The sequence below is a fragment of the Actinobacillus capsulatus DSM 19761 genome (genome assembly GCF_000374285.1).
Taxonomy (GTDB): domain Bacteria; phylum Pseudomonadota; class Gammaproteobacteria; order Enterobacterales; family Pasteurellaceae; genus Actinobacillus; species Actinobacillus capsulatus.
The window spans coordinates 113971-136131 of sequence record NZ_KB893931.1 but is presented as its reverse complement, the minus strand read 5'-3'; the positions used below and the strand labels follow the sequence as shown (position 1 = coordinate 136131).

Below are 22161 nucleotides of genomic sequence, written 5' to 3'. Positions count from 1 at the left end.
TTAGTGACCTACTATCGGTGATTTTTTAGTTTTCTTTAATGCGTTGACTAAATCCTCCGGTGACGAATTTAGTTTTTCTTTACGAATAATATCTAATGCATATTCGGTGTCACCGGCTTTAACTAACGCAAAGACTAGGTTGTGAATTAAACGAGAATCGGTTGAACCGTTTAAATATTGTGGCAATAACAGATTTACCGCATTTTTGTAGTCATTATTTAAAATACTTAGCATTGCTAAATTGTTGATAGCAATCGTGTCGTGAATAAATAACTCGCGAGATTTATTCAAGTCTTTCTCTGCATCCGCTAATTTGCCTAACTGCGCCAAGCTAATACCACGCAAGTTGTATGCTTCGCTATTTTTTGGTGATAACGCAACAAGATCACTTGCAGCTAAATACGCTTCATTGTAATCACCGGCTTGAATCTGATTGCGGATATACAATAACTCTACATCATCATTAAATGAGAGTTGAGAAAAGCGTAACGGTTCTAAATAAAGTAGAGAAGACTTACTATCACCGGCTAAGTAGTAGCTTTTCGCAAGTTTATATTGCAGTTGTGGATCTTGATTTAATTTAAGTTGTTCACGGTATAACGAAATTAACGCACTATAGTTTTTAGTATCTTGGTAAAGTCTTTCTTGTTGATCTACACTCTGTGCTGCAGAGGTTGAAGTTGTAAGACTTGAACAAGCAGATAAAGACAATAATACGGTTGAAACAAAAATTGTTTTAAGTAATTTAGAAGACATGTGGTAAAACCCTCATAGCACCAGGTGCAACAATCAGAATAATAATAGGGAACATAATGAATAGAATCAGTGGAATACTCATCTTGGCTGAAAGTGTTCCGAGCTTTTCTTCCATTACAAGTAATTGCATTTCACGAATATCGGCAGATAGTTGTGTTAAATGCTCATAAAGCGAAGAGCCGAAATTTAGGCTCTGCTGCATTACCGTACAAAACATTCGAATTTCTTTGGTTGGTAGCGAAATTGCCATATCTTGTAATGCGGCGCTTAAGCTAGTGAGTTCCGCTTTACGCATGATGCGTAGAATCACGTAGGTTAAGTCTGCATTTAAATGTTCGAAGTCGATTGCCACTTGTTTAAATGCCGCTTCGATACTAATACCGGTCTGAACATTAACCGCAACCAGATCGATAAAGCCGGGGATATCGTTCATAATGCGTTTAATCTTACTTTTCAGAATCGCACCGATAGTGATACTCGGTAACATAATTGCCAATATTACCACCACGGCACAACCTAATAAAAAGGTAGTTTGATCTTCGCTGACAAAGTAGTTAATCAAAGTAAGTAGGGCGATAACCAACATTTTCACTTTGATATTTTTATCCACTAAACCAAGGAATTTAAGTAACGGATTTTTATTAACAAGTAATAATTCCAGTTCAACTTGTTGTTTGGTTTTCCCTTTTTGGCTGTTATCTTCGACATTATCCGTCGGGCGTACACCTTCTAAGATTTCTTTGTTACGGTCGATTTTCTTTTTATGTGAAAATGCTACAATTAAAACGAAACCGCCGAAGAAGATAATACCAAGGAAGAATAGAATAAGATTCATTAGGTCGATTTCCTCATTAGCCACCAGATAATAAATATACCGAGTAATTCACTCCCCATCACGTAATAAAGAATAATTCGACCGCCAGGATCGTTTACTACGAAGTCAAAGTTCTCCGGTGTGGTTACTTTCATAAACAATAAGAATGCAACCGGAAAGCAAGCAACGATTGCCGCAGACATTCTTGCTTCCGAAGTCATCGCTTTCTTCTTTTGTTCCATTTTGTTTGAATCCGCAATCGCGCGTCCTAAACGAGAAATCACCTCACGCATTTGTCCGCCTCGAGAAAGATTGGTACGAATAATGCTAATAAAGAAGTAGAACTCTTTATAAGGATAGCGAGAGAAACTATCATGAAAGACCGCCATTGCATCTTCACCACGCACTAAACGCTTGTAAATCATTGTGAATTCTTCCCCAATAGGACCGGTAATATCTTTACCGCAGCGTTCTAACGCTTGTAAAAGGCTGATACCGGAAGAAGTAGCGGAGTTAAGTACCTGAATCACTTCGGGGAACTTCTCGTTAAACAATTTTCTATTGCGGCGTTGACCTAACTTCCATACGGCGAAAATAAAGCCAATTAATTCCACCACCATAAAAATTTGGTTGTTAAAGCGAATAAATTGGGTATTGAGATAATACAAGCCGATAAAGATCAAAAAGTGGATAATGATATTTCGGACAAGATTATTTTTGTCACCGGAAGTAAAGTAATAGAACCATAAATAAACCGTCTTTTGCAGCTTTTTAGCGGTTTTGTCGAGTTTTTCGCTAAAATTGGTTTCACGCGCATTAATTTTTTTAGTCGTTTTAAACCAAGCGGAAGCAGTAAACATTAACAATAACGCACCAAAAGCAAGGACAAAATAATAGAGTAGTGCCATTACTTCTCCTTAAAGATATTTTGTAGCTCATTGCTTAAATTAAACATTTGGGCATTTTGATAAACCGCTGAACGCGTCAATAAGCCGTGATTAATAAACTTCCCAATAATCTTGTTATTCTCATCACGGTATTTACTAGGCTCGAACGAGAAAATATCTTGTAAGACAATTTGTCCGTTTTCCATGCCGAAAACCTCAGTAATATTGGTGACCTTACGAGAGCCGTCATTCAAACGAGACGCCTGAATAATAATATTTACTGCAGAAGAAATATTACGGCGAATCGCCTCAAGCGGTAGGGAAGCATTCGCCATCATCACCATATTTTCCAAACGAGCGGTTGCATCTCTTGGGCTATTGGCGTGCAAGGTTGACATTGAGCCATCATGGCCAGTATTCATCGCTTGTAACATTTGGAATGCTTCCGCACCACGACACTCACCCACGATGATACGTTCCGGACGCATACGTAACGCATTGATTACCAAATCTTGCATCGAAACTTCACCGGTTTTTTCCACTCCGGCTAAACGAGTTTCCAGTCGAACTACGTGCGGCTGTTCCAAACGCAGTTCCGCCGTATCTTCCAGCGTTAGTACACGTTCAGTCGGTGAAATATAGTTGGAGAGCGCATTAAGTAAGGTCGTTTTACCTGACCCCGTACCGCCTGACACGATGATATTGACTCGAGAACGTGCGGCAATAATTAGGAAATTTGCCATATCTAACGTCATTGATCCGAAATTAACCAAATCTTGTAATGACTTTTTCGATTTGGAGAATTTACGAATTGAAATCGATGTACCGTCCAATGCGATCGGCTGAATAACCACGTTTAAACGGCTACCGTCAGGTAAACGAGAGTCAACTAACGGCATTCCTTCATCAATACGGCGACCGACTCGAGCGACAAGGCGCTTTGCAATGTCGGTTAATTGCTCATTATTGATAAAGGTTCTGTTGGTTTTCTCAAGAATACCGGCACGTTCAACCCAGATATTATCCGGCCCATTCACTAAAATATCGTTGACCGTTTCATCTTCCATTAACTCACGTATCGGGCCATACCCATCAATTTCATCTGCTACCAAACCTGCCATATAAGTGGCATCAGCCGGTGTCAGATAAATCGCATTACTGTTAGCAATGCGATAAAGAGACTGAGTAAGTTCTTCAATTAATTTATTACGCTCGTTTTGGATTTCATCGAGTTTTTCCACGTCTAAATTACTGAGTAATTCAGTGCGGAAGAATATTTGTTGTTCTTTCGTTAGCATAATAATCGTTATTTAAAGAGTTTTTGGAATAAGGAAACACCTACTTTTTTATTACGTTGAGCTGCTTGGCGAGAGAGGATGCCAATGACTTTCATCGCGAGTGTTGTCATTTCCTTTTTACCTTGGCGACTTAAAGTGGATGTTAACACAGTATCTTTATTGGTGGACTGCTTGTTATAGGGAATCACCCCATCTACTTCGCATTTTAATAAGCGTTCAATATCTGTAGTAGCCATCAGTTTTGCCGTTTCTTGTTTATGATCGGAAATACAGATAAAGGTACGAATTAATCTGCCACTATTCGCTTTCATTCGCTCACATTCATCTAAAAACTGCTTTGCTACACGTAGAGAGCTAATCTTACGTTCCACGACCAATACAAAAGTATTGCTGTGTTGTAATATGCTTAGGTAGTCTTCTTTGTTTACGTTAAAAATCGGTTGGTCGTAAACAATGAAGTTATATTTATTCAAGGTCTCGCTAGCTAGTCTGAACGGAACGCCACGATATAAATCTAAATTTGCCGTGTATTCCGCTACATCACTTTGCAGCTTTTTATCAAATAGCAAATCTAAATCTTGAGAACCGTTTGAGCCTTGTGCCAGCAACACAGGCACTTTTTTCTCGGTAGAGATGGCTTGTGCAATATGCGAGCTAATAAAACTTGCCCCGATACCACCTTTACAACCTAATACGGAAATCTTGATGGTATGGCGCACTAATGGAATATTCATTCCACCCAAGATACGAGCAACCATTTGGGTTAATTGCGTTTCACTGTTGAAATACAGTATGCCTTGTTCTAATAGCTTTTGCGAAAGTGAAATGGAGTCGCTTTCCCCAACCACACAACACCATACGTTTTGCGGGATAATGCTGTGAATACGACCGGTAATGTGGGGAAGCTCGGTTTCGTTTTGAATATCAACGATAACGCCTAAAGTTTCTTCAGCGGAAAATGCCAAATTCTCTGTACTAAAAAAGTTTGCATGAATCAGTTCAACATTTTCGAGTCCGCGAGAACGAAGATGTTGGGCAATATGATTCTTAATGCCATTTTTTTCAGAGATAATAATAATTTTGCGGATGCTATCAACACCTTCACCGCCATGACCTTCTTGATCGAGCAATAACATAATTAAATCCTTTTAGTTATTATTTGAATAGGGATTGTTGTCAAGCTAAATTCTCTTATATTGATTAGATAAAGACCTCTCCGTACACAATATAAAAGCAACAATCCCGCGAAGTCCTAATATTTAAGTTGCACTTGGTTATTATGTTTGAGTGTACAATCGTGATATGAATCGAATCCCATATGATCTTCAGCCGTTTCTACCTTACATTGCGAAGTTCGCTTAGCAATTTGGCGAATTTCTACATAAAGCGGATAGAGGCTATTTTGCGTTTTATAATGTTCTATGTGGATAGCCGGTTTAACACGCAATTCTTTTAAACGCTTGCTAATATTTTTAGCTAATGTTTTTGCCGAAGTTTCATGTGAAATAATGTAGATAACTTGGCTATTTTTATCACTGGACGAATGGCGTCTCACTTCTGACACTAAGTTTTCAAATGCCACATCTGATTGATTCGCTAATACAAAACGTTTCACTACCAGTGATTTATTCGAAACCAACTCGCTATGAATCGGTTGTACCGGACGAGTGGTTTTAGGTAATTCTGTACTAGCCATTGCATAGGTAGTTAGTGTCAGACCTAAACCTGTACAAATTGCGATTAATTTTTTCATTGGATAAACCCACCATTTTTTAGGAAGTTAGACGTTAATGTTTTGTGATAAACGTTTTTCAATGATGAACTGTTAAAGAAACGTTCCATTGTGCCGGTGTTTTCAAATGTCGGATAAAGCACTTGTGAGCCGTCAACCGGTTTTACAAGGTTAACCGTTGCGACAACAACCAATTCTTTACTCTCACGAGATGAATTTGCACTGCGGAAAAATGCACCTAAAATTGGCACATCGCCTAAGAAAGGCACTTTTTTAATCCCTTCAATATCTTGCTTGTTAAGTAACCCACTGATAATAAAGCTTTCACCGTTACCTACTTCAAAAGTAGATTTTGAACGGCGAGTATTAAAAATCGGGATATGGTTATTATCAATTTCATAGTTACCGGCAATGGAGCTGACCGATTGTGATAACAATAAACGGATACGATCGCTTTTTTGCACTTTCGCACCTACGGCAAGTTTGATACCGAATTCTTTATAAATTACGTTTAATTCGCCGTCTCTGTTTCGTTGTACGAAAGGCACTTCACCACCGACCAAAATATCTGCAGTTTCGCCAGAAAGCATTGATATATTCGGTTCAGCTAAAATTTTGCCGTTGTTTTGGTTGTCTAAAGCGCTTAATAACACATTTAAATTATTCGAATTTACCAATGCTAATTGACCGCCGCTTCTACCAAAACCACCACTAATTGCCGCACCACTTAAATTGCGGAAAAAGTTACCGCTTAGGTTGTTCCAATTAATCCCGATTTCGTCTGAGAAGGTTTTATTCACTTCTGCGACGGTTAGTTTCACATTAATTTGCGTTGCGTCTTCTTCGTTAGCGTTATTAATAATGCCTTCGTATTGGTACTTGTCTAAGAAAGGAATGGCATCCTCTGAACCTTCGACTTTAGCTTCAACGACTTTTTTACCAGCTCCGAGTGATTCGCCGACGATACGATTGATCTCTTCGCTCTCTGCGGCGTTTTTTGCTTTTCCTTCAATAACATAAGCTTTACCAATTTTTTTAACTGAAAGATTACTGTTTGGGAAGCGAGTTTGAATTTGTGCATTGGCAGCTGCAATATTATTAATAGCATTATTTACATTAACGAAATCTTCGGTTAACGGCGTGCCGTCCACATCAAACGCTACGATTTCGGCACGCCCTTCCGCTTTGGCATACAGCATGAAGGTGTTGTCATCTAATATTTCATAATCGGCAACATCTGGTGAAGAAACAAACACAGTATCGATTTTGGCATCGGTTTTAATTAACTGGCTTTGCCCCTGTTCAAGGGTGAAGGTTTTTGCCGATGCTGCATGAGAAAATGCAAATAAGCCCAGCAGTGCAGAGCAGATCAATGTTTTCGGAAATAAATTAGTTCGCATTATTTTTTCCTCGTAATTGGCGAATAAACATACCTCGATGATTAATAGCTTTTGCTCCAGCATCGGTTGGTAACACAATTAATTTGGCTTGTTTATCAAGTGAATAAAATGCTTTCAGCATTGCGGCGTCTACTTTTAAGCTGATGTAGCCTAAGAAATTTTTTTTCTGTTCGCTTGAATCTTTATTTTCTTCCGCTGTAAAGGTTTTTACCTGTAATACGGTAAGGTTATCGGCAAGTTTTACTAAAGAGCCTTGGTCTCTTTCTCGGTGAGTGAGATCGGTTTGTTGGCTAAACACCGAAACGCTGTCGCCGCTGCGTACCGAATCTAAAATATATTGCTCGGCGCTTTGAATATACACACGATAGGCAACTTCTTGATGCGGGTTAATGCTAAACAAAATAAAGCGAGGGTCATCCGGTGTAATCAGTAGCTCCGGTTGTAGCAATGAACCAGCCTTGATATTTTCGGCAGCGATAAAACCTTGCAGCGTTGGTGTGGTTGCCGTTTCAAGTAAACTTTTTAAGTCAGAACTGAGCAACGGACTAGTTTCCGGCACAGTTAATTCCGAAAGGGTATAATCTTCCGCTTGAATTAATGTTCCTTTGGTTAAATCCCGATTTAAGGTTGCGGTGGTAATGACTTTGGTTGCTACTTCCGGCTGCTTTGCCGCTTCCGCATTTGCTGCAGCCGTTTCACTTTTAGGAACGCTATCTTCTGCATTTGGCAGCATAAATAGTCCACCAAAGCCGATAACGAGAATGAAGGTCGAGATGATAAATAGCACTCTATAGTTCATTAGTTATTTCCTTAAGTTTAAATTTTAATAGTTAAAAAAAGTAGTAGGGTGGTAAGAAAGCCAACACTAATTGCGATACCGTAAGGTAGTCCTTTTTCTTGGATGGACTGTCGGTAAAACAGCCAGCCGATAATAATGAGCAACAAACCCGTACAAGCGGTTAAAAAAAGGAAAAAAATTGCAAAATGTGATGGAATTGCCAACATCAACACCGCAAACAATTTCACATCGCCAGCGCCGATAATGTTGAACAGAAAGAGTATGAAACCGATGGCTAAACAAAGCAAAGCAGGTTGCCAAAACAGAGTGCCGTGCATTAAATAGCTAAAGGGAATAATAACCAACAATAATGCCATAATGATTCGATTACTGATAAGCCGATAACGTAAGTCTGTCCAGCAAAGAGTTATCAGTAAACAAATGATTATGGCAAGAAGGAAGGTTATAAAGAGTGTCATAAGTGATATCCTTATCGTTTATACCCTTTACCGGCGCCTTTAAGACGTACTTAAAAGCGCCGTTTTAACCAACTCGGCAAGCTGGTTAAATTTTTTTAAGGTTTCATCCGTGAAACTCGCCTCACCATATAAAATTGCCACAACACAAACCGCTATCGCAAAGGCAATTAAGCCGTATTCAAGAGCGGTTACGCCTTGTTGTTGCTGATAAAACTTTATAGGTTTTTTCATTTTATTATCGAAAGGCTTTGAGATACTTTACTTACTAATTCTTTTTGCTTATGTTTAATTCACCGTTAACATTACCAATAGATTTCGTAAGTGCATCAAATTTTTCTTTTAGCTTAGCAATAAATCCACTGTCGTTATAGAACACCGCAATAATTAAAATTGCTAAAGCAACAGCAATTAAACCGTATTCGATTGCGGTTACACCTTGTTGGTTTCGTTTAAAGTTGCGAATACCTTCAGTTACAGCGATATAAGCTTTTGTGGTTAATGTTGATAACATTTTTAATAAACTCCTTATTATCAAAAATTAAAAAATGAAATGATTTTGCCAATACATGAAATCCGTTATGCATTGGCGGAGCGTATAATAAATTCAGTTTTGTAAATTGTAAACATTAAGTTCAATTTATGTAATATTAGGTATGATTTATATTTTAAAATTATGATATAAAATTGTTTACATTTTGTTACATAAAATAATATTTGTGATTTTTAGTAGGTTTTGTTTGCAAAAGTCAGCAAAATTTAGGAAGAAAACTACTTTTCTACTAATCATTATTTAAATTAAATGTTATGCAAATGTTAAGAATAGGTAAACAAATTGCGTGCTTTTGGTTTTGATTTGAGCTGGTCTAATTAGTTGTGTATAAAAAAAGAAAATGGTTTGTTTGTTCAAAAATTAATCTTTTTGTGCGTTTTATTTTCAATGGTAAGTTAAATAATTAGTTAGTTTAATTTTATGTAATTGAATGTAAGTTAATATTGGGAGCTATTTTGGGGCTAATTTATGAGCATTTAATGAGGGAAGGGGGGAATCAAACGAAATCTTAATGGCGAAATAATCGTCTGCTACTCAATATTTTGCTTCTGTGATATGCTTACCACTGATGCTACGGCTTTAAATTGAACAATCAAAAGGAGAGCTGCGATGTCAAAACACCTCACCGAACAGCGTTTTATTGATTTTCCAATTCATGAAAATGTAATTGCGGCACTTGATAGTAAAGGATTTGAATTTTGTACGCCTATTCAAGCGAAAACATTGCCGATTACTTTAGCTGGCAATGATATTGCCGGACAGGCGCAAACCGGTACGGGTAAAACTATGGCATTTTTGGTTGCAACTTTCCATCATTTATTAACTAACGATATTCAAACGGCAACTAATCAGCCTCGTGCTTTAATCTTAGCACCCACTCGTGAGCTTGCAGTGCAAATCGGTTCGGATGCCGAGCTATTGGTGAAACATTCCGACTTAAAACTTGCGCTAGCTTACGGTGGAGACGGTTATGACAAGCAAGTGCAAGCGATTGAACAAGGCGTAGATATTTTAGTCGGGACGACCGGACGTGTGATTGATTACGTTAAACAAGGCGTGATCAATTTAGATAAAGTGCAAGTGGTAGTGTTGGACGAGGCGGATCGTATGTTTGATCTCGGTTTTATTAAAGATATTCGCTATTTAATGCGTAAATGCCCGAAACCGGCGCAGCGCTTAACGATGCTCTTTTCTGCGACCCTTTCGCCACGTGTACGAGAGTTAGCTTATGAAGATATGAATAATGTGCAATATATTGAAATTGAACCGTTGCAACGTACCGGATATCGTATTAAAGAAGAGCTGTTTTATCCGTCAAATGAAGATAAAATGGCGTTGTTGCTGACTTTATTAGAAGAAGAATGGCCGGATCGTTGTATGATTTTTGCCAACACAAAACATAAGTGTGAAGAAATTTGGAGCTATTTAGTGGCGGACGGTCACCGTGTGGGGCTATTAACCGGTGATATTGCACAGAAAAAACGTCTGGCACTGTTAGATAGCTTTACTAAAGGTCAGTTAGATATTTTGGTGGTAACTGATGTTGCCGCACGTGGTTTACATATTCCGGAAGTCACTCATGTCTTTAACTATGATTTGCCGGATGATCGTGAAGACTATGTGCATCGTATCGGGCGTACCGGACGTGCCGGCGAGAGTGGTCATTCGATTAGCTTTGCCTGTGAGCGTTACGCAGTGAATTTGCTGGCAATTGAAGAGTATATCGGTCATCCGATTCCGGTCAGTCAATATGACGGCAGTGCGTTATTAGCGTTGCCGAAGCCGGCTCGAGTGGCTCGCGGCCCAAAACATTCGGCTGCTAAACGTCGTTAATTTTTCTATATCAACAGAAGCCTCCGCAAGTTGCTATTGTGCGGAGGCTTCTTTTTTGCAAAAAAATCCTGAAATTTAACCGCTTGCAATACTTAAAAATTACTTTTACAAATCTCAGAATTTATTGTAAATTTGTGCGCTTTTTATTGAGGTCATACCACTTTTGTGGTGTTTAAGGGGTCTATCAAGTGCTTGATAGACGTTTTGGAGTAGAAATGAAAAAACTAAAATTAACATTATTTACCACTATTCCTTTTTTACTCAGCGCTTGCGGTTCTGTTGATACAGAAACGGTACTGGAAGATCTAGGTAATTTAGGTAAGCTTTTCGAAGCGAAAGAACGTCAGGGTGTACAAGTGACAAAAGGCTATTCGGAGCCAAAAGCGCTAACCTATACTCAACAAGAAAAACAGCCAAAAAATTTGGAAAAACAAAGGGTTACGCATAGAAGAATTAATACAACACAATGCAAGGATGCAGATGATTGGTATTTGGACGGCTATCGTGTCGGTTATTCATTTACCACACAAAAAGAAGCGATGTATCAGCAACGTGTGAATTATTGTAAAGGAATGCTATCCAACGCCAATCAGTTCCAACAAAATTGGGAAAAAGGCTTTAAAGTTGGGGTGAAAAAAGCATAAAATGGCGCGGTTCAACTTATGATAAACGTCATTATTTAAGAGTATTCAATATGGCACAATACGCACTCGCCCAAACGAAAACAGGGCAAATTATTTCATTAAATTCAAAAATGGTAAACCGTCACGGCTTAATCGCTGGTGCAACGGGGACGGGTAAAACGGTCACGTTACGTAAATTTGCAGAAGCCTTCAGTGATGACGGCGTACCGGTTTTCTTGGTCGATGTAAAAGGTGACCTTTCAGGGCTTGCACAAGCGGGCAGTTTATCCGGCAAAATTGCAGAGCGTGTCGAACAATTCCAATTAGGCGGTGAGAGCTATTTAAGCGGTTATCCAGTTTCCTATTGGGATGTGTTCGGTGAAACGGGGATTCCGCTTCGCACCACGATTTCGGAAATGGGCCCGATGTTGCTTTCTCGTTTATTAAATTTAAACGAAACGCAAGAAGGCTTATTAAACTTGGTTTTCCGTGTAGCGGACGATCGTGGTTTATTACTTATTGATTTAAAAGATTTACGTGCGCTACTTAGATTCGTGGCGGAAAATGCTAAAGAATTCCAAGTGGAATACGGTAATGTTTCGGCGGCAAGTGTCGGTGCGATTCAACGTGCGTTATTGGCACTTGAAAATGAAGGTGCAACTGATTTATTCGGCGAACCGGCGTTAAATCTACAAGATTGGATGCAAACTCGTGACGGAAAAGGCGTAATTAACGTACTCAATTCAGAGAAGTTAATTAATTCGCCTCGTATGTACGGTGCGTTTTTATTGTGGTTTATGGCAGAATTGTTCGAAACCCTACCGGAAGTCGGTGATCCGGAAAAACCGAAATTTGTGCTGTTCTTTGATGAAGCGCATTTATTGTTTGACGGTGCGCCAAAAGTATTGGTGGACAAAATTGAACAAGTGGTGCGTTTAATTCGTTCGAAAGGGGTTGGTGTGTATTTTGTGACGCAAAACCCGTTAGATTTGCCGGATTCGGTATTAGGTCAGTTAGGTAACCGTGTGCAACACGCACTACGTGCCTTTACCCCACGTGATCAAAAAGCGGTAAAATCAGCGGCGGAAACCTTCCGTGCCAATAAAGGCGTGGACGTGGTTGAAGCAATTACTCAACTGGGTGTGGGTGAAGCGTTGATTTCTGTGCTAGACGAAAAAGGTATGCCGACCCCAGTGGAAGTGGCATATATCTATCCGCCGAAAAGCCAATTAACCCCGTTATCGGCGGCGGAGCGTGATACATTAGTGAAACAAGATGACTTGTATGCTTATTACAGTCAATATGTTGATAATGAATCGGCGTATGAATTATTGAATGCGCAAGTTGCTCAAACTCAAGCGGCTCAGCAACAGGCTGAAGCGCAACAGGTGGAAGAAGACAGTAATTTCTTCGGCGGTATGATTGCTTCAATTTTCGGTACGAAAAAGAAAAAAGATCAAACCATCGCTGAGCAAGTGGTGAGTGAAGTGACTAAATCGGTAGCGAAAAAGCTGACTAACCAAGTTTCTAAACAAATCATGCGTGGGCTCTTAGGCGCAATTACTAAGTAGTTGTTGGTTTATAACGATATTGCCTGCTACAAGCTGCTACAAGCGGTTGTTTTTTGAGATATTTGGTTTTGTACAAAAAGTATATAAAAACTAAAGTTCATTTTCAATAAAAATGCCTTTAACTATTATGAGTTAAAGGCATTTCTTTTTGGTTAAGATTTTTTGTCTTTCAGTAATTGAAAAATCAGAAACATACATTGTTTTTTATCTATAAATATGCAAATTATTGTCCCATAAATATAGAGTTTTGTCCCGAGTAGTGCTATGATGTAGAGTTCATAGAACAAGGGGAGTGTTGTAATGAAAAAACAAAATGTTTTGAACTTGATAAAATATCATGTTGAAAGAAATGAAAATGCATTTAGAAATGAAGCAATAACAATAGCAAGATATTTTGATAGTATTGGGGACTATCAATTATCCGAATACATTATGGGATTCATCTCTGAATCAAACCTATATGCTCCGCAGAGCAGCGATTTTGAAAGTGAATTTTTAAAACAAGTAGAAACGAGAAGTTTAAATGCTCTTAATTTGCCGCTAGAGATATCGGAGGATATTAAAGGGATAATTAATGCCGTAAATCACAATGTAGGTATCAACAAATTTTTGTTCGAAGGTTTACCCGGAAGCGGAAAAACAGAGGCAGTTAAGAATGTTGCGAGATTACTTAATAGATCTCTTTTTATAGTAGATTTTGGACATCTAATAGATAGCAAGCTCGGACAAACAAATAAAAACATTACAAATGTTTTTAGAGAAATAAATATGCTTCCAAACGCTAATAAAATAGTAGTTCTATTTGATGAAATTGATGTAATAGCTCTAGATAGAGTTAATTCCAATGATGTTAGAGAAATGGGAAGGGTGACATCTACTATTTTAAGAGAATTGGATAGATTAACCGATCTTAATAAAGAAATAGTGATTATTGCTACTACTAATTTATATTCTAACTTTGATAAAGCGTTAATTAGACGTTTTGATGCAGTTATTAATTTTAATAGGTATAGTAAGAATGATTTAATAGAGATTTCCGAATTCTTTTTCTCATCATTTATTAAAAATTTTAAAGGAGCATCAAAGGATACAAGACTTTTCAAGAAAATATTGTGTGTTGCAGAAAAATTACCCTATCCGGGTGAATTAAAAAATATTATTAAAACATCACTAGCATTTAGTGATATTGGATCCGAATATGATTATTTGAGACGGTTGTATAATACTTTAGTAGGGAATTTAGATCAGAAAGACTTAAATCAACTTCATGAAGAAGGGTTTACGATAAGGGAAATAGAAAAACTTAAAGGTGAGTCAAAAAGTACCGTATCTAGAAAATTGAATAAAGAGGAAATAGATAATGAATAATGTATTAGAATTAAAAGGAAAACGCTTTATTCAAGCATCAAAAACTAGCAATGGCGGTGGAATTGTAATGAATAGCCGAAAAAATGTATCAAGTGAACATTTATTAAAGCTTCAATCACAGCTACGTCAAATTAAAGAATTTTGGGATAAAGAGCTAAAGCCTTTTGAGGGAATTCTAATTAGTGTTTGTTATAATAAAATTATTGCTAAAAGTAATCGTATAAATGGGATTTTTAAAGGTAAAGATTCTAATAAAACTATTGTAGGAGTTAAGTTTAATAAAGAAAAAACTAAACATATAATTACTTATTTTCTTGATTTAAAAGATTTGAATTCTAGTATAGATAAACTTTCTAAAGCTTCTGAAATTTTAACAACGGAATTTTCAGGTAACATAAGCAAGAAGATCTTGGAGAATATTTCTAATAAAACTAAATTTAAAAGTTTGTCTCTCCCAATGACAGGATTTAAACAAGTCATTGCGGATGCTTCTTATATTGATGCTTTTGAAGTTGAACTGCCAAACATAGAACTGGAGCAAAGTATAATAACGCTTTATGACGTTAAGGAAGATGTAAAAACACTATTTGAAGCATTAGGTATAGAGCTTTTGAGTACTAGGATTTTAGATAATCAAACAGTATATTTGGAGAAAAAACAAGTAGAAGTACTTTTTGAGAAAGCTCCTTATCTCGTTTCTATGGCAACTGTAGATTTGACCACATTATCTCCTGATGATTTTATTAATAAATATCAAAATAATATGATGGAAATACCTTCTCCATCTATAGAACCTACTATAGGTGTTATAGATACATTATTTGATTGTAATGTATATTTTAGTGAATGGGTAGAGTACCATGAAATGGTATCAAAAGACATTCCTAGAAATTCTAATGACTATCGTCACGGAACAGCAGTATCATCGATTATCGTGGATGGAGCAAAATTAAATCCGTGGTTAGATGATGGGTGCGGTAGATTTAAAGTAAGGCATTTTGGAGTAGCCGTAGGTGCTGAATTTTCTTCTTTTTCTATTATTAAACAAATTAAGAGTATCGTTTTAAGTAATACAGATATAAAAGTGTGGAATATTTCTCTTGGTAGTAATCAAGAAATTAATGATAACTTCATTTCAGCCGAAGCGGCTGTTTTAGATCATATTCAGTTTGAAAATGATGTGATATTTGTTGTTGCGGGTACGAATAAACCGAGTGAAGAAATTGTTAAAATAGGCTCTCCTGCAGATTCAGTGAACAGTATAGTTGTAAATTCTGTAACAAAGAGAGGCTTATCAACCAAGTACTCTAGAAAAGGGTTAGTTTTATCATTTTTTGCAAAACCGGATGTGAGTTATTATGGTGGAAGTGAGGAGCAATATATTAAGGTCTGTGAACCGCTAGGAGTGGCAAATGTAGCAGGAACCTCATTTGCAGCACCTTGGATTGCTCGTAAATTGTCGTATTTAATAGATGTATTGGGATTAAATAGAGAAGTTGCTAAGGCTCTAATTATTGATTCTGCTAGAAATTGGAATGAAAAGCCAAGCCCTGAAGAGGTCGCGTTATATGGACATGGAATTGTTCCTATTCATATTAATAATATAATTCAAACTAAAGATGATGAAATTAAATTTGTAGTATCCGATATTAGTGAAAAATGGAATTCATATAATTATCATTTCCCAGTTCCACTTAAAAATAATAAATATCCATATATTGCAAGGGCAACGATGTGCTATTTCCCATTATGTGATAGATCACAGGGGGTAGATTATACAAATACTGAACTTAACCTTCATTTCGGTCGGATTGGTAAGGATAATAAAGTTAGTGATATTAAGGGAGATAAGCAAAATAGAGATGAAGAGTTGAATGGAGAAAAAAATTATCTTTTGGAGGGGGAAGCAAGGAAGCAATTTAGAAAATGGGATAATGTAAAGTATATTGCAGAGAGCGCAACTAAAAGAATGATTCCTAAAGATTCTTATAACAATAAGAATTGGGGAATGGAAGTGAAAACTAATAATAGATTAGACCCAAAAGATGGAATAGGTGTTAGATTTGGAGTAGTAGTAACTCTCAAAGAAATGAATGGCATAAATAGAATTGATGAGTTTATTAGAAACTGTACATTAAATGGTTGGTTAGTGAAGATAATTGATATCCAAAATAGAATTGATATTAATGAAAAAGTTAATGAAGAAATAGAATTTCACTAGTAAAGGTATAATTATTTGCTATAAGATAAAAAGTCGGTAATGATTATTTTAGCTATCTTTACCGACTTTTTATTTAAAAATTCTTTTTATAAATTAATATGTTATACTTTATGTAATATGTATCTTCAAAATCCTCCTGAATGATTTGTAAATCTGACCCTGTTAAAATATTAATTTCTGACCCTTTAAATCATGTCTGTTTATCTTGAGAATGACGCACTGTTTTCTGTAAATAAAAAGGATAAGCATAATGAAAGCAAAACTAAAAACGTTGGCTCTAATCGCAAGTACAACATCGGCATTATTAAGTGCGAACACAGCTCAGGCGGAGGGGCGTTTAACCGTTTATTGTACGGTGCAAAATGAGGTGTGTGAAAACTTAACTCAAAAGTTTGCGAAGCAATATCAGGTTGAAACGCAGTTTATCCACGGCGGTACCGGTACGATTTTTGGCAAAATTAAAGCGGAAAAAGACAATCCACAAGCGGATATTTGGGTTGGCGGTACGATTGAGCCGCATTTCCAAGCCGGAGAACTCGGCTTATTAGAAAGTTATCGTTCGCCAAAACAAGCGGAGATTCTGCCGCAATTTAAATCACTAATGGAAAAACGTGGAGATAAAACCTCAATTATCTATATGTTAGTGTTGGGCTTCGGGGTAAATAGTGAGAAGTTACAGAAATTGGGCGTGAAAGCACCACAAAACTGGGAAGATTTGTTGAATCCGCAATTTAAAGGCGAAATTCAACTGCCGGATCCCAGATCTTCAGGGACGACTTACACGATTATGGCAACACTTATTCAGAAATTGGGTGAAGAAAAAGCCTTTGAGTACCTTAAAAAATTAAACGAAAATGTGTCACAATATGTAAAAAGTAATTTAGTTACGGCAAATCTTTCTCGTGGCGAAAGTAGCGCAAGTATCGGCTTTGTACACGCTTATGCCACGGAAAAGGAAAAAGGTGCGCCGGTTGAAACAGTGATTCCGGAAGGCAAAGTCGGCTATGCGTTAGGCGGGGCAAGTATTATTAAAAATGCACGTAATTTGGAAAATGCGAAATTATTTATGGATTACGTGTTAAGTGCGGAAGCGCAAGAATTACCATGGCGAGAACATGGTGTGTATCAGATTCCGACCAATGTGAATGCGAAGGCTTCGCCAAGTTCGGTAGATCTGAAAAAACTCGACTTATTGGATTTCGATTTTGATAAATTCGGTTCGAGTCAGGAAGGTAAGCGTTTAATTGATAAATGGCTTACCGAAATTAAATTAGCGAAATAATTTTCTTTGATAACAAGCGGTTGAATTTTCCTCAATTTTTACAAAAACATTTGCAAAATTTCGGCTAAATTTAACCGCTTATAAACCACGCTATGTCGTGGTTTCTTTTTTTGAATAGCACAAACCCTTTATGTTACAACGTTTTTCTCATTCTTATCTTTGGATCTTATTAGCATTGCTTGCCTTTGCTTATTTGCCCTCGCAGGCATTAGATTACGGGTTATTTGGTGCAAGCAAAGGCGAACTTGTTGCGGCAATGGGCTGGAGTAACGTTAATATCAGTTGGCTTTGGTTTGGCGGTTTACTGATTTTTCCAGTGTTTCGTTACATCAAAGATCTCACTTTACGCAGCCGAATTGAATTAGGTTTGGTGCTGTTACTCACATTTTTTGTCTTATCATCTGCAGTCTATCTCAATTATCGTTTTGGCTATGCGATTATATTTCTCACTTTAGCTTTATTAGCGATAAGCAGTAATGCGTTGGCGACTTTAAAGGTGTTACAAGCCGATCGTTTTATGATTGTGAGCTTGTTAGCTGTGGTATTGACAATAGCGCTTTTTATTTTATATCCGATCACCACAATTTTTAGCACGATGTTCAGCGAAGGCAATGCGCTTGTGATCCTAGAGCAAAGCTATCTTTTACGTATTATTTGGAATTCGTTAAGTGTATCGGCAACCGTGGGCATGTTATCCACTGTTCTTGGTTTATGTTTTGCGCTTTATACTACTCGAATGGCAAGCAAACGTACTCGCTTGCTCAGTAAATTCTTTTCGGTGTTGCCGATGGTCACACCGCCTTTTGTGGTGAGTTTGGGCATTACGTTAATGCTCGGGCGTTCCGGTTATCTTACCGGCTTTTTGGTGGAATATTTCGGTTTTAGTGCAAATTGGCTGTATGGCTTTACAGGGATTGCACTTTCGCACACTTTGGCGCTTACCCCGATGGCGTTTATGATTTTAGAAGGCACGTTAAAGTCATCTAACGTGGTGTTGGAAGAGGCGAGCTATACGTTACGAGCAAACAGTTTGCAAACCTTTCGCTTTGCATTATTACCGTTGCTTAAACCGGCATTAGCCAATTCGTTTTTAGTGATTACCGTGCAATCACTTGCCGATTTTAGTACGCCGTTTGTGTTGGGTGGTAATTTCGATGTTTTGGCGAGCCAAATTTATTTTTACCTTGTCGGCACGCAATTGGATTATGCGGCGGCAAGCGGTTTAGGTGCGATTTTACTCGGCTTTTCATTGCTGTTTTTTCTGATTCAGTATTGGTGGATTGGTAAAGGGTCTTATGTCACGGTATCCGGAAAGGGGTATCGAGGTACATTCCAGCCTTTACCAAGCGGTCTAAAAAGCCTAATTTTTTGCATACTTGCCGCTTGGGTCGGTTTTACCGTTTTGCTGTATGGTTCGATTTTTTACGGCAGCTTCACCGTAAATTGGGGCGTGGATCATAGCTTTACCTTAGAAAATTATCGCAAGCTATTTGGGCAAGGATGGGATCAAGGCGGTTTTCCGTCATTGATTCAAACCGTGTTGTTTTCTCTGATTGCTGCGCCGATTAGTGCGGTATTGGGCTTATTGATCGCTTATCTGCTTACTCGCCGTATGTTTGTCGGCAAGCAAAGCTTGGAATTCGTTACCTTACTTTGTTTTGCCGTACCGGGGACGGTTGCCGGTGTGTCTTATGTGGTGGCGTTTAATCATTCGCCGCTTTATCTCACCGGCACGGCGGCGATTATTGTATTGTCAATGGTAACACGCAATATGCCGATTGGTATGCGAGCCTGTATGGCGGCATTGCAGCAATTGGATAAATCACTCGATGAAGCTTCGTTTTCATTAAGAGTGAGTTCACTGAAAACCTTATTGTTTGTGACGTTACCACTATTAAAGCCGGCATTTTTATCGGCATTGGTGACGAGTTTTGTTCGTTCGATGACCACAATTAGTGCGATCGTGTTTTTAGTTTCACCGAGTACTAGAGTGGCAACCTCTTATATTCTGAATCGAGTGGAAGACGGTGCTTACGGATTGGCGGTGGCATACGGTTCGGCTTTGATTATGGTGATGATGCTGATTATCGGCTTATTCGGTTGGCTGATGAAAGATCAACGACAGTTTTAATTTCTTTCGTGTATTGCTAACAAGCGGTTGTTTTTACTCAGACTTTTGCAAGTTTTGGATTAAAAATGACCACTTATTGGTTTTGGCTATTACTTTGTAAATAAAAAATTGAAGGAACAGCGTGATTTCTATTTGAAAGCAATGTATGATCTTAGGATATGATTGAGAATTATTTTCAATAAGTAGAATCTATTGATTTGGGTATTTTCTATTAATTATTTTATGGAAGTATTGGTATGAAATTCAAATATAGTGTGATTTATAGCGCATTATTTACGTTACCGACAATCGCATTTGCTGATGAAGCTGCAACGCTTGAACAAGTCAACGTCAGTGCGCAATTTGAAAAAGCGAAAGCAGCAGGCGATAAACAAAAAGAAATTGTGAATTTAAGTTTGCTTGGCAGACAGACTGCCTTTACTTCACCGATTTCTGTAGTGAATTATGATGAGAAAGCGTTTGAAGATAAAGCGCCTCGAAATGTGGTGGATGCGATTGCCAAAACTGATGCTTCGGTAATGAATTTTGGCGGTGAAACCAATACGCTCTCCGGCGTGTATGTGCGTAACTTACAATTAGATATGCGTCAAGTGAGTGTAAACGGTTTGGCAGGTTTATATTCGACTTATAATTCCCCAACTGCAGCGGTGGCTTCGGCACAATTGATTAAAGGTGCTTCCACTGCAACTACCGGTATGGATCCGGAAGGTTCTGCCGGTGCGTCAATGAATATCGAAACCAAACGTGCAACCGATGAGAACATTAATAAAATAGGTTTCGGCTGGTATAGCAATAATCGTTTACAAGAATCGTTCGATTTCGGTCGCCGTTTCGGTGCGAATAAAGAATGGGGTGTACGTGTAAGCGGTAAATACCGTGACGGCAATACGGCACGTAATGATTATGATGAAATGAATAAAGAATTAGCGATCGGCGCTGATTACCAAGGCGATAAATTACGCGTCGGTTTGGATTATATGTATAGCAAACGTGATACTGATGGCGGACGTGCACGTTTACAGGACTTGCAAAATCTCGCTTATACCGTTCCTGCTGCGCCAAACGGTAAAACTAACTTAAATCCGCATTGGTTAGGGCAGACCACTAAAGATGAAACCGTGATGGGGACATTCGAATATGATTTGCCTTACGGAATGATGTTATTCGGCGGTTTAGGCCATATGGAGTCTCGTTATTCGGGTGCATTCGGACAGATTACTTCGCTTAAGCAGAATGGAGAATTTGAAGTAAGCGGTATTCGTGGTATTGATTTCCGTTCTCGTACTACCAGCGGTAATTTGAAATTACAAGGCGACTTTGAAACAGGGGCAATTTCACATAATTGGAATTTAGCCTTTGATTCGGTGGTACGCCAGCGAGATCATGACCAAAGCAGTAAAACTAACGGAAAAATTAAAGGCGGTACAATCTATGCACCAAGCTTTGCGCCGTTAAAAAACTTTGATTTAACTGCAAATACCCAAGGGGTGGATTCAAAACTGAGCGCCAATAGCCTTGCCTTTGCGGATACCTTAGGTTTTATTGAGAATAGCGTTCGTCTAACTTTAGGCGGTCGTTTGCAATGGATTAAACAACAAGATAAAAAAGCCGGTACGGAAGTGAAAGCGGATCGCTTTAGCCCGATGGTAACCCTTGCTTATGTGCCGAATCCGGATTTAGTGCTTTACGGCAACTATTTGGAAGATTTAGAACCGGGGAATATTGATGTTGAAACTGGTGAAATGAATAATCCTCGTGTCAGCAAGCAAATCGAAGTTGGGGTGCGTAAAAATTGGGATAACTGGCTCACTACTACGTTAAGTGCTTATGAAATTCGCCGTCCGGGGATTATTCGTGGTAATCAAGCCACATTGAAAGCACTTGCGGGTAAAGCGCATGGCAAAGAGCGTAACCGTGGAATTGAATTTAATACCTATGCGAGTTTGCTAAATAATACGTTACGTCCGTCCTTAGGTATAACTTATAACCAAGCGAAATTATTTGATTTCCCAACCTATAAGGATACTTTTGTTGACGGCGTACAAGTCACCAGCCCTCGTTGGATGGCAAAAGCGAATGTGGAATGGGATACGCCGTTTGTGGCTAACTTAACGCTGAATGCCGCATTACAATACTATGGAAAATCTTACCAAGATAGCGCAGCGAATTATCGTTTACCGTCTTATACTACGGTGGATTTTGGGGCGAAATATGTGGTGAAAGTAGCGGATAAACAGACGCTGACCTTACGTGGCGGGGTGGAAAATGCCTTTAACAAACGTTACTGGCAGGTGCAACGAGGTCAATATGACCGCAGTTTTGCCGTGTTAGGTATGCCTCGTACTTACTGGGCAAATATGGAATATTCATTTTAAATAGGCTTTGGCAAGCGGTCGGATTTTGCAAAAAATTTGCCAATTCTGACCGCTTGTTTTTTT

19 protein-coding genes are annotated in these 22161 nt (G+C 38.3%); 8 read left to right on the top strand and 11 right to left on the bottom strand.

Features of this window, described 5'->3' with window-relative positions:
- The 11 genes from C228_RS0102025 to C228_RS0101975 form a co-directional block, all read right to left on the bottom strand.
- Window positions 1-756 carry a tetratricopeptide repeat protein gene (locus C228_RS0102025; RefSeq protein WP_018651045.1) on the bottom strand — a complete coding sequence of 252 codons (756 nt, stop codon included), beginning with the start codon at window positions 754-756 and terminating at the stop codon, window positions 1-3.
- The gene (locus tag C228_RS0102020; protein WP_018651044.1) at window positions 746-1591 is read right to left on the bottom strand and encodes a type II secretion system F family protein; all 846 of its coding nucleotides are present in this window, start codon (window positions 1589-1591) and stop codon (window positions 746-748) included. Before C228_RS0102020 ends, C228_RS0102025 begins: the two co-directional genes overlap by 11 nt.
- Window positions 1591-2478, bottom strand: a complete 888-nt coding sequence (locus C228_RS0102015; protein ID WP_018651043.1) for a type II secretion system F family protein — start codon at window positions 2476-2478, stop codon at window positions 1591-1593. Before C228_RS0102015 ends, C228_RS0102020 begins: the two co-directional genes overlap by 1 nt.
- Window positions 2478-3755, bottom strand: a complete 1278-nt coding sequence (locus C228_RS0102010; protein WP_018651042.1) for a TadA family conjugal transfer-associated ATPase — start codon at window positions 3753-3755, stop codon at window positions 2478-2480. The genes C228_RS0102015 and C228_RS0102010 overlap by 1 nt, the downstream gene beginning before the upstream one ends.
- 8 nt (window positions 3756-3763) lie before the next feature.
- Window positions 3764-4891, bottom strand: coding sequence for a CpaE/TadZ family protein (locus tag C228_RS0102005; protein WP_018651041.1), 1128 nt, complete (start codon window positions 4889-4891; stop codon window positions 3764-3766).
- A 116-nt stretch (window positions 4892-5007) separates the two neighbouring features.
- Window positions 5008-5508: a hypothetical protein gene (locus C228_RS0102000; RefSeq protein WP_018651040.1), complete on the bottom strand. Its 501-nt coding sequence runs from the start codon at window positions 5506-5508 to the stop codon at window positions 5008-5010.
- Window positions 5505-6887, bottom strand: a complete 1383-nt coding sequence (locus C228_RS0101995; protein ID WP_018651039.1) for a type II and III secretion system protein family protein — start codon at window positions 6885-6887, stop codon at window positions 5505-5507. Before C228_RS0101995 ends, C228_RS0102000 begins: the two co-directional genes overlap by 4 nt.
- Window positions 6877-7686 (bottom strand): SAF domain-containing protein, encoded by an 810-nt coding sequence (locus C228_RS0101990; protein WP_018651038.1) that lies wholly within the window; start codon window positions 7684-7686, stop codon window positions 6877-6879. The genes C228_RS0101995 and C228_RS0101990 overlap by 11 nt, the downstream gene beginning before the upstream one ends.
- Window positions 7687-7703: 17 nt before the next feature.
- Complete coding sequence (locus C228_RS0101985; RefSeq protein WP_026313140.1) at window positions 7704-8144, bottom strand: A24 family peptidase; 441 nt, start codon at window positions 8142-8144, stop codon at window positions 7704-7706.
- Between the two features lie 39 nt (window positions 8145-8183).
- Window positions 8184-8375, bottom strand: a complete 192-nt coding sequence (locus C228_RS0101980) for a Flp family type IVb pilin (protein WP_018651036.1) — start codon at window positions 8373-8375, stop codon at window positions 8184-8186.
- 34 nt (window positions 8376-8409) lie between these two features.
- A complete protein-coding gene (locus C228_RS0101975) occupies window positions 8410-8655 on the bottom strand; it encodes a Flp family type IVb pilin (protein WP_018651035.1) in 246 nt (81 codons plus the stop codon).
- 648 nt (window positions 8656-9303) lie between these two features.
- Here C228_RS0101975 and rhlB point away from each other — a divergent pair.
- The 8 genes from rhlB (at window position 9304) to C228_RS0101935 (ending at window position 22098) form a co-directional block, all read left to right on the top strand.
- A complete protein-coding gene (gene rhlB / locus C228_RS0101970) occupies window positions 9304-10527 on the top strand; it encodes an ATP-dependent RNA helicase RhlB (RefSeq protein WP_018651034.1) in 1224 nt (407 codons plus the stop codon).
- 215 nt (window positions 10528-10742) lie between these two features.
- On the top strand, window positions 10743-11171 hold the full coding sequence (locus C228_RS0101965; protein ID WP_018651033.1) for a hypothetical protein: 429 nt from the start codon (window positions 10743-10745) through the stop codon (window positions 11169-11171).
- Window positions 11172-11221: 50 nt separating this feature from the next.
- On the top strand, window positions 11222-12721 hold the full coding sequence (locus C228_RS0101960; RefSeq protein ID WP_018651032.1) for a helicase HerA-like domain-containing protein: 1500 nt from the start codon (window positions 11222-11224) through the stop codon (window positions 12719-12721).
- A 300-nt stretch (window positions 12722-13021) separates the two neighbouring features.
- Window positions 13022-14089 carry an ATP-binding protein gene (locus C228_RS0101955; RefSeq protein ID WP_018651031.1) on the top strand — a complete coding sequence of 356 codons (1068 nt, stop codon included), beginning with the start codon at window positions 13022-13024 and terminating at the stop codon, window positions 14087-14089.
- Window positions 14082-16310: a S8 family peptidase gene (locus C228_RS0101950; RefSeq protein WP_018651030.1), complete on the top strand. Its 2229-nt coding sequence runs from the start codon at window positions 14082-14084 to the stop codon at window positions 16308-16310. The genes C228_RS0101955 and C228_RS0101950 overlap by 8 nt, the downstream gene beginning before the upstream one ends.
- 250 nt (window positions 16311-16560) lie before the next feature.
- Entirely contained in the window at window positions 16561-17592 is a 1032-nt protein-coding gene (locus C228_RS0101945) for an ABC transporter substrate-binding protein (RefSeq protein ID WP_018651029.1), read from the top strand.
- A 130-nt stretch (window positions 17593-17722) separates the two neighbouring features.
- A complete protein-coding gene (locus C228_RS0101940) occupies window positions 17723-19723 on the top strand; it encodes an ABC transporter permease (RefSeq protein WP_018651028.1) in 2001 nt (666 codons plus the stop codon).
- A gap of 236 nt (window positions 19724-19959) precedes the next feature.
- Window positions 19960-22098 carry a TonB-dependent siderophore receptor gene (locus C228_RS0101935; RefSeq protein WP_018651027.1) on the top strand — a complete coding sequence of 713 codons (2139 nt, stop codon included), beginning with the start codon at window positions 19960-19962 and terminating at the stop codon, window positions 22096-22098.
- Window positions 22099-22161: the final 63 nt, after the last annotated feature.

Excerpts from the sequence above, each read along its gene's own strand:
- C228_RS0102025 (WP_018651045.1), bottom strand. The coding sequence starts at position 756 with ATGTCTTCTAAATTACTTAAAACAATTTTTGTTTCAACCGTATTATTG.
- C228_RS0102020 (WP_018651044.1), bottom strand. The coding sequence starts at position 1,591 with ATGAATCTTATTCTATTCTTCCTTGGTATTATCTTCTTCGGCGGTTTC.
- C228_RS0102015 (WP_018651043.1), bottom strand. The coding sequence starts at position 2,478 with ATGGCACTACTCTATTATTTTGTCCTTGCTTTTGGTGCGTTATTGTTA.
- C228_RS0102010 (WP_018651042.1), bottom strand. The coding sequence starts at position 3,755 with ATGCTAACGAAAGAACAACAAATATTCTTCCGCACTGAATTACTCAGT.
- C228_RS0102005 (WP_018651041.1), bottom strand. The coding sequence starts at position 4,891 with ATGTTATTGCTCGATCAAGAAGGTCATGGCGGTGAAGGTGTTGATAGC.
- C228_RS0102000 (WP_018651040.1), bottom strand. The coding sequence starts at position 5,508 with ATGAAAAAATTAATCGCAATTTGTACAGGTTTAGGTCTGACACTAACT.
- C228_RS0101995 (WP_018651039.1), bottom strand. The coding sequence starts at position 6,887 with ATGCGAACTAATTTATTTCCGAAAACATTGATCTGCTCTGCACTGCTG.
- C228_RS0101990 (WP_018651038.1), bottom strand. The coding sequence starts at position 7,686 with ATGAACTATAGAGTGCTATTTATCATCTCGACCTTCATTCTCGTTATC.
- C228_RS0101985 (WP_026313140.1), bottom strand. The coding sequence starts at position 8,144 with ATGACACTCTTTATAACCTTCCTTCTTGCCATAATCATTTGTTTACTG.
- C228_RS0101980 (WP_018651036.1), bottom strand. The coding sequence starts at position 8,375 with ATGAAAAAACCTATAAAGTTTTATCAGCAACAACAAGGCGTAACCGCT.
- C228_RS0101975 (WP_018651035.1), bottom strand. The coding sequence starts at position 8,655 with ATGTTATCAACATTAACCACAAAAGCTTATATCGCTGTAACTGAAGGT.
- rhlB (WP_018651034.1), top strand. The coding sequence starts at position 9,304 with ATGTCAAAACACCTCACCGAACAGCGTTTTATTGATTTTCCAATTCAT.
- C228_RS0101965 (WP_018651033.1), top strand. The coding sequence starts at position 10,743 with ATGAAAAAACTAAAATTAACATTATTTACCACTATTCCTTTTTTACTC.
- C228_RS0101960 (WP_018651032.1), top strand. The coding sequence starts at position 11,222 with ATGGCACAATACGCACTCGCCCAAACGAAAACAGGGCAAATTATTTCA.
- C228_RS0101955 (WP_018651031.1), top strand. The coding sequence starts at position 13,022 with ATGAAAAAACAAAATGTTTTGAACTTGATAAAATATCATGTTGAAAGA.
- C228_RS0101950 (WP_018651030.1), top strand. The coding sequence starts at position 14,082 with ATGAATAATGTATTAGAATTAAAAGGAAAACGCTTTATTCAAGCATCA.
- C228_RS0101945 (WP_018651029.1), top strand. The coding sequence starts at position 16,561 with ATGAAAGCAAAACTAAAAACGTTGGCTCTAATCGCAAGTACAACATCG.
- C228_RS0101940 (WP_018651028.1), top strand. The coding sequence starts at position 17,723 with ATGTTACAACGTTTTTCTCATTCTTATCTTTGGATCTTATTAGCATTG.
- C228_RS0101935 (WP_018651027.1), top strand. The coding sequence starts at position 19,960 with ATGAAATTCAAATATAGTGTGATTTATAGCGCATTATTTACGTTACCG.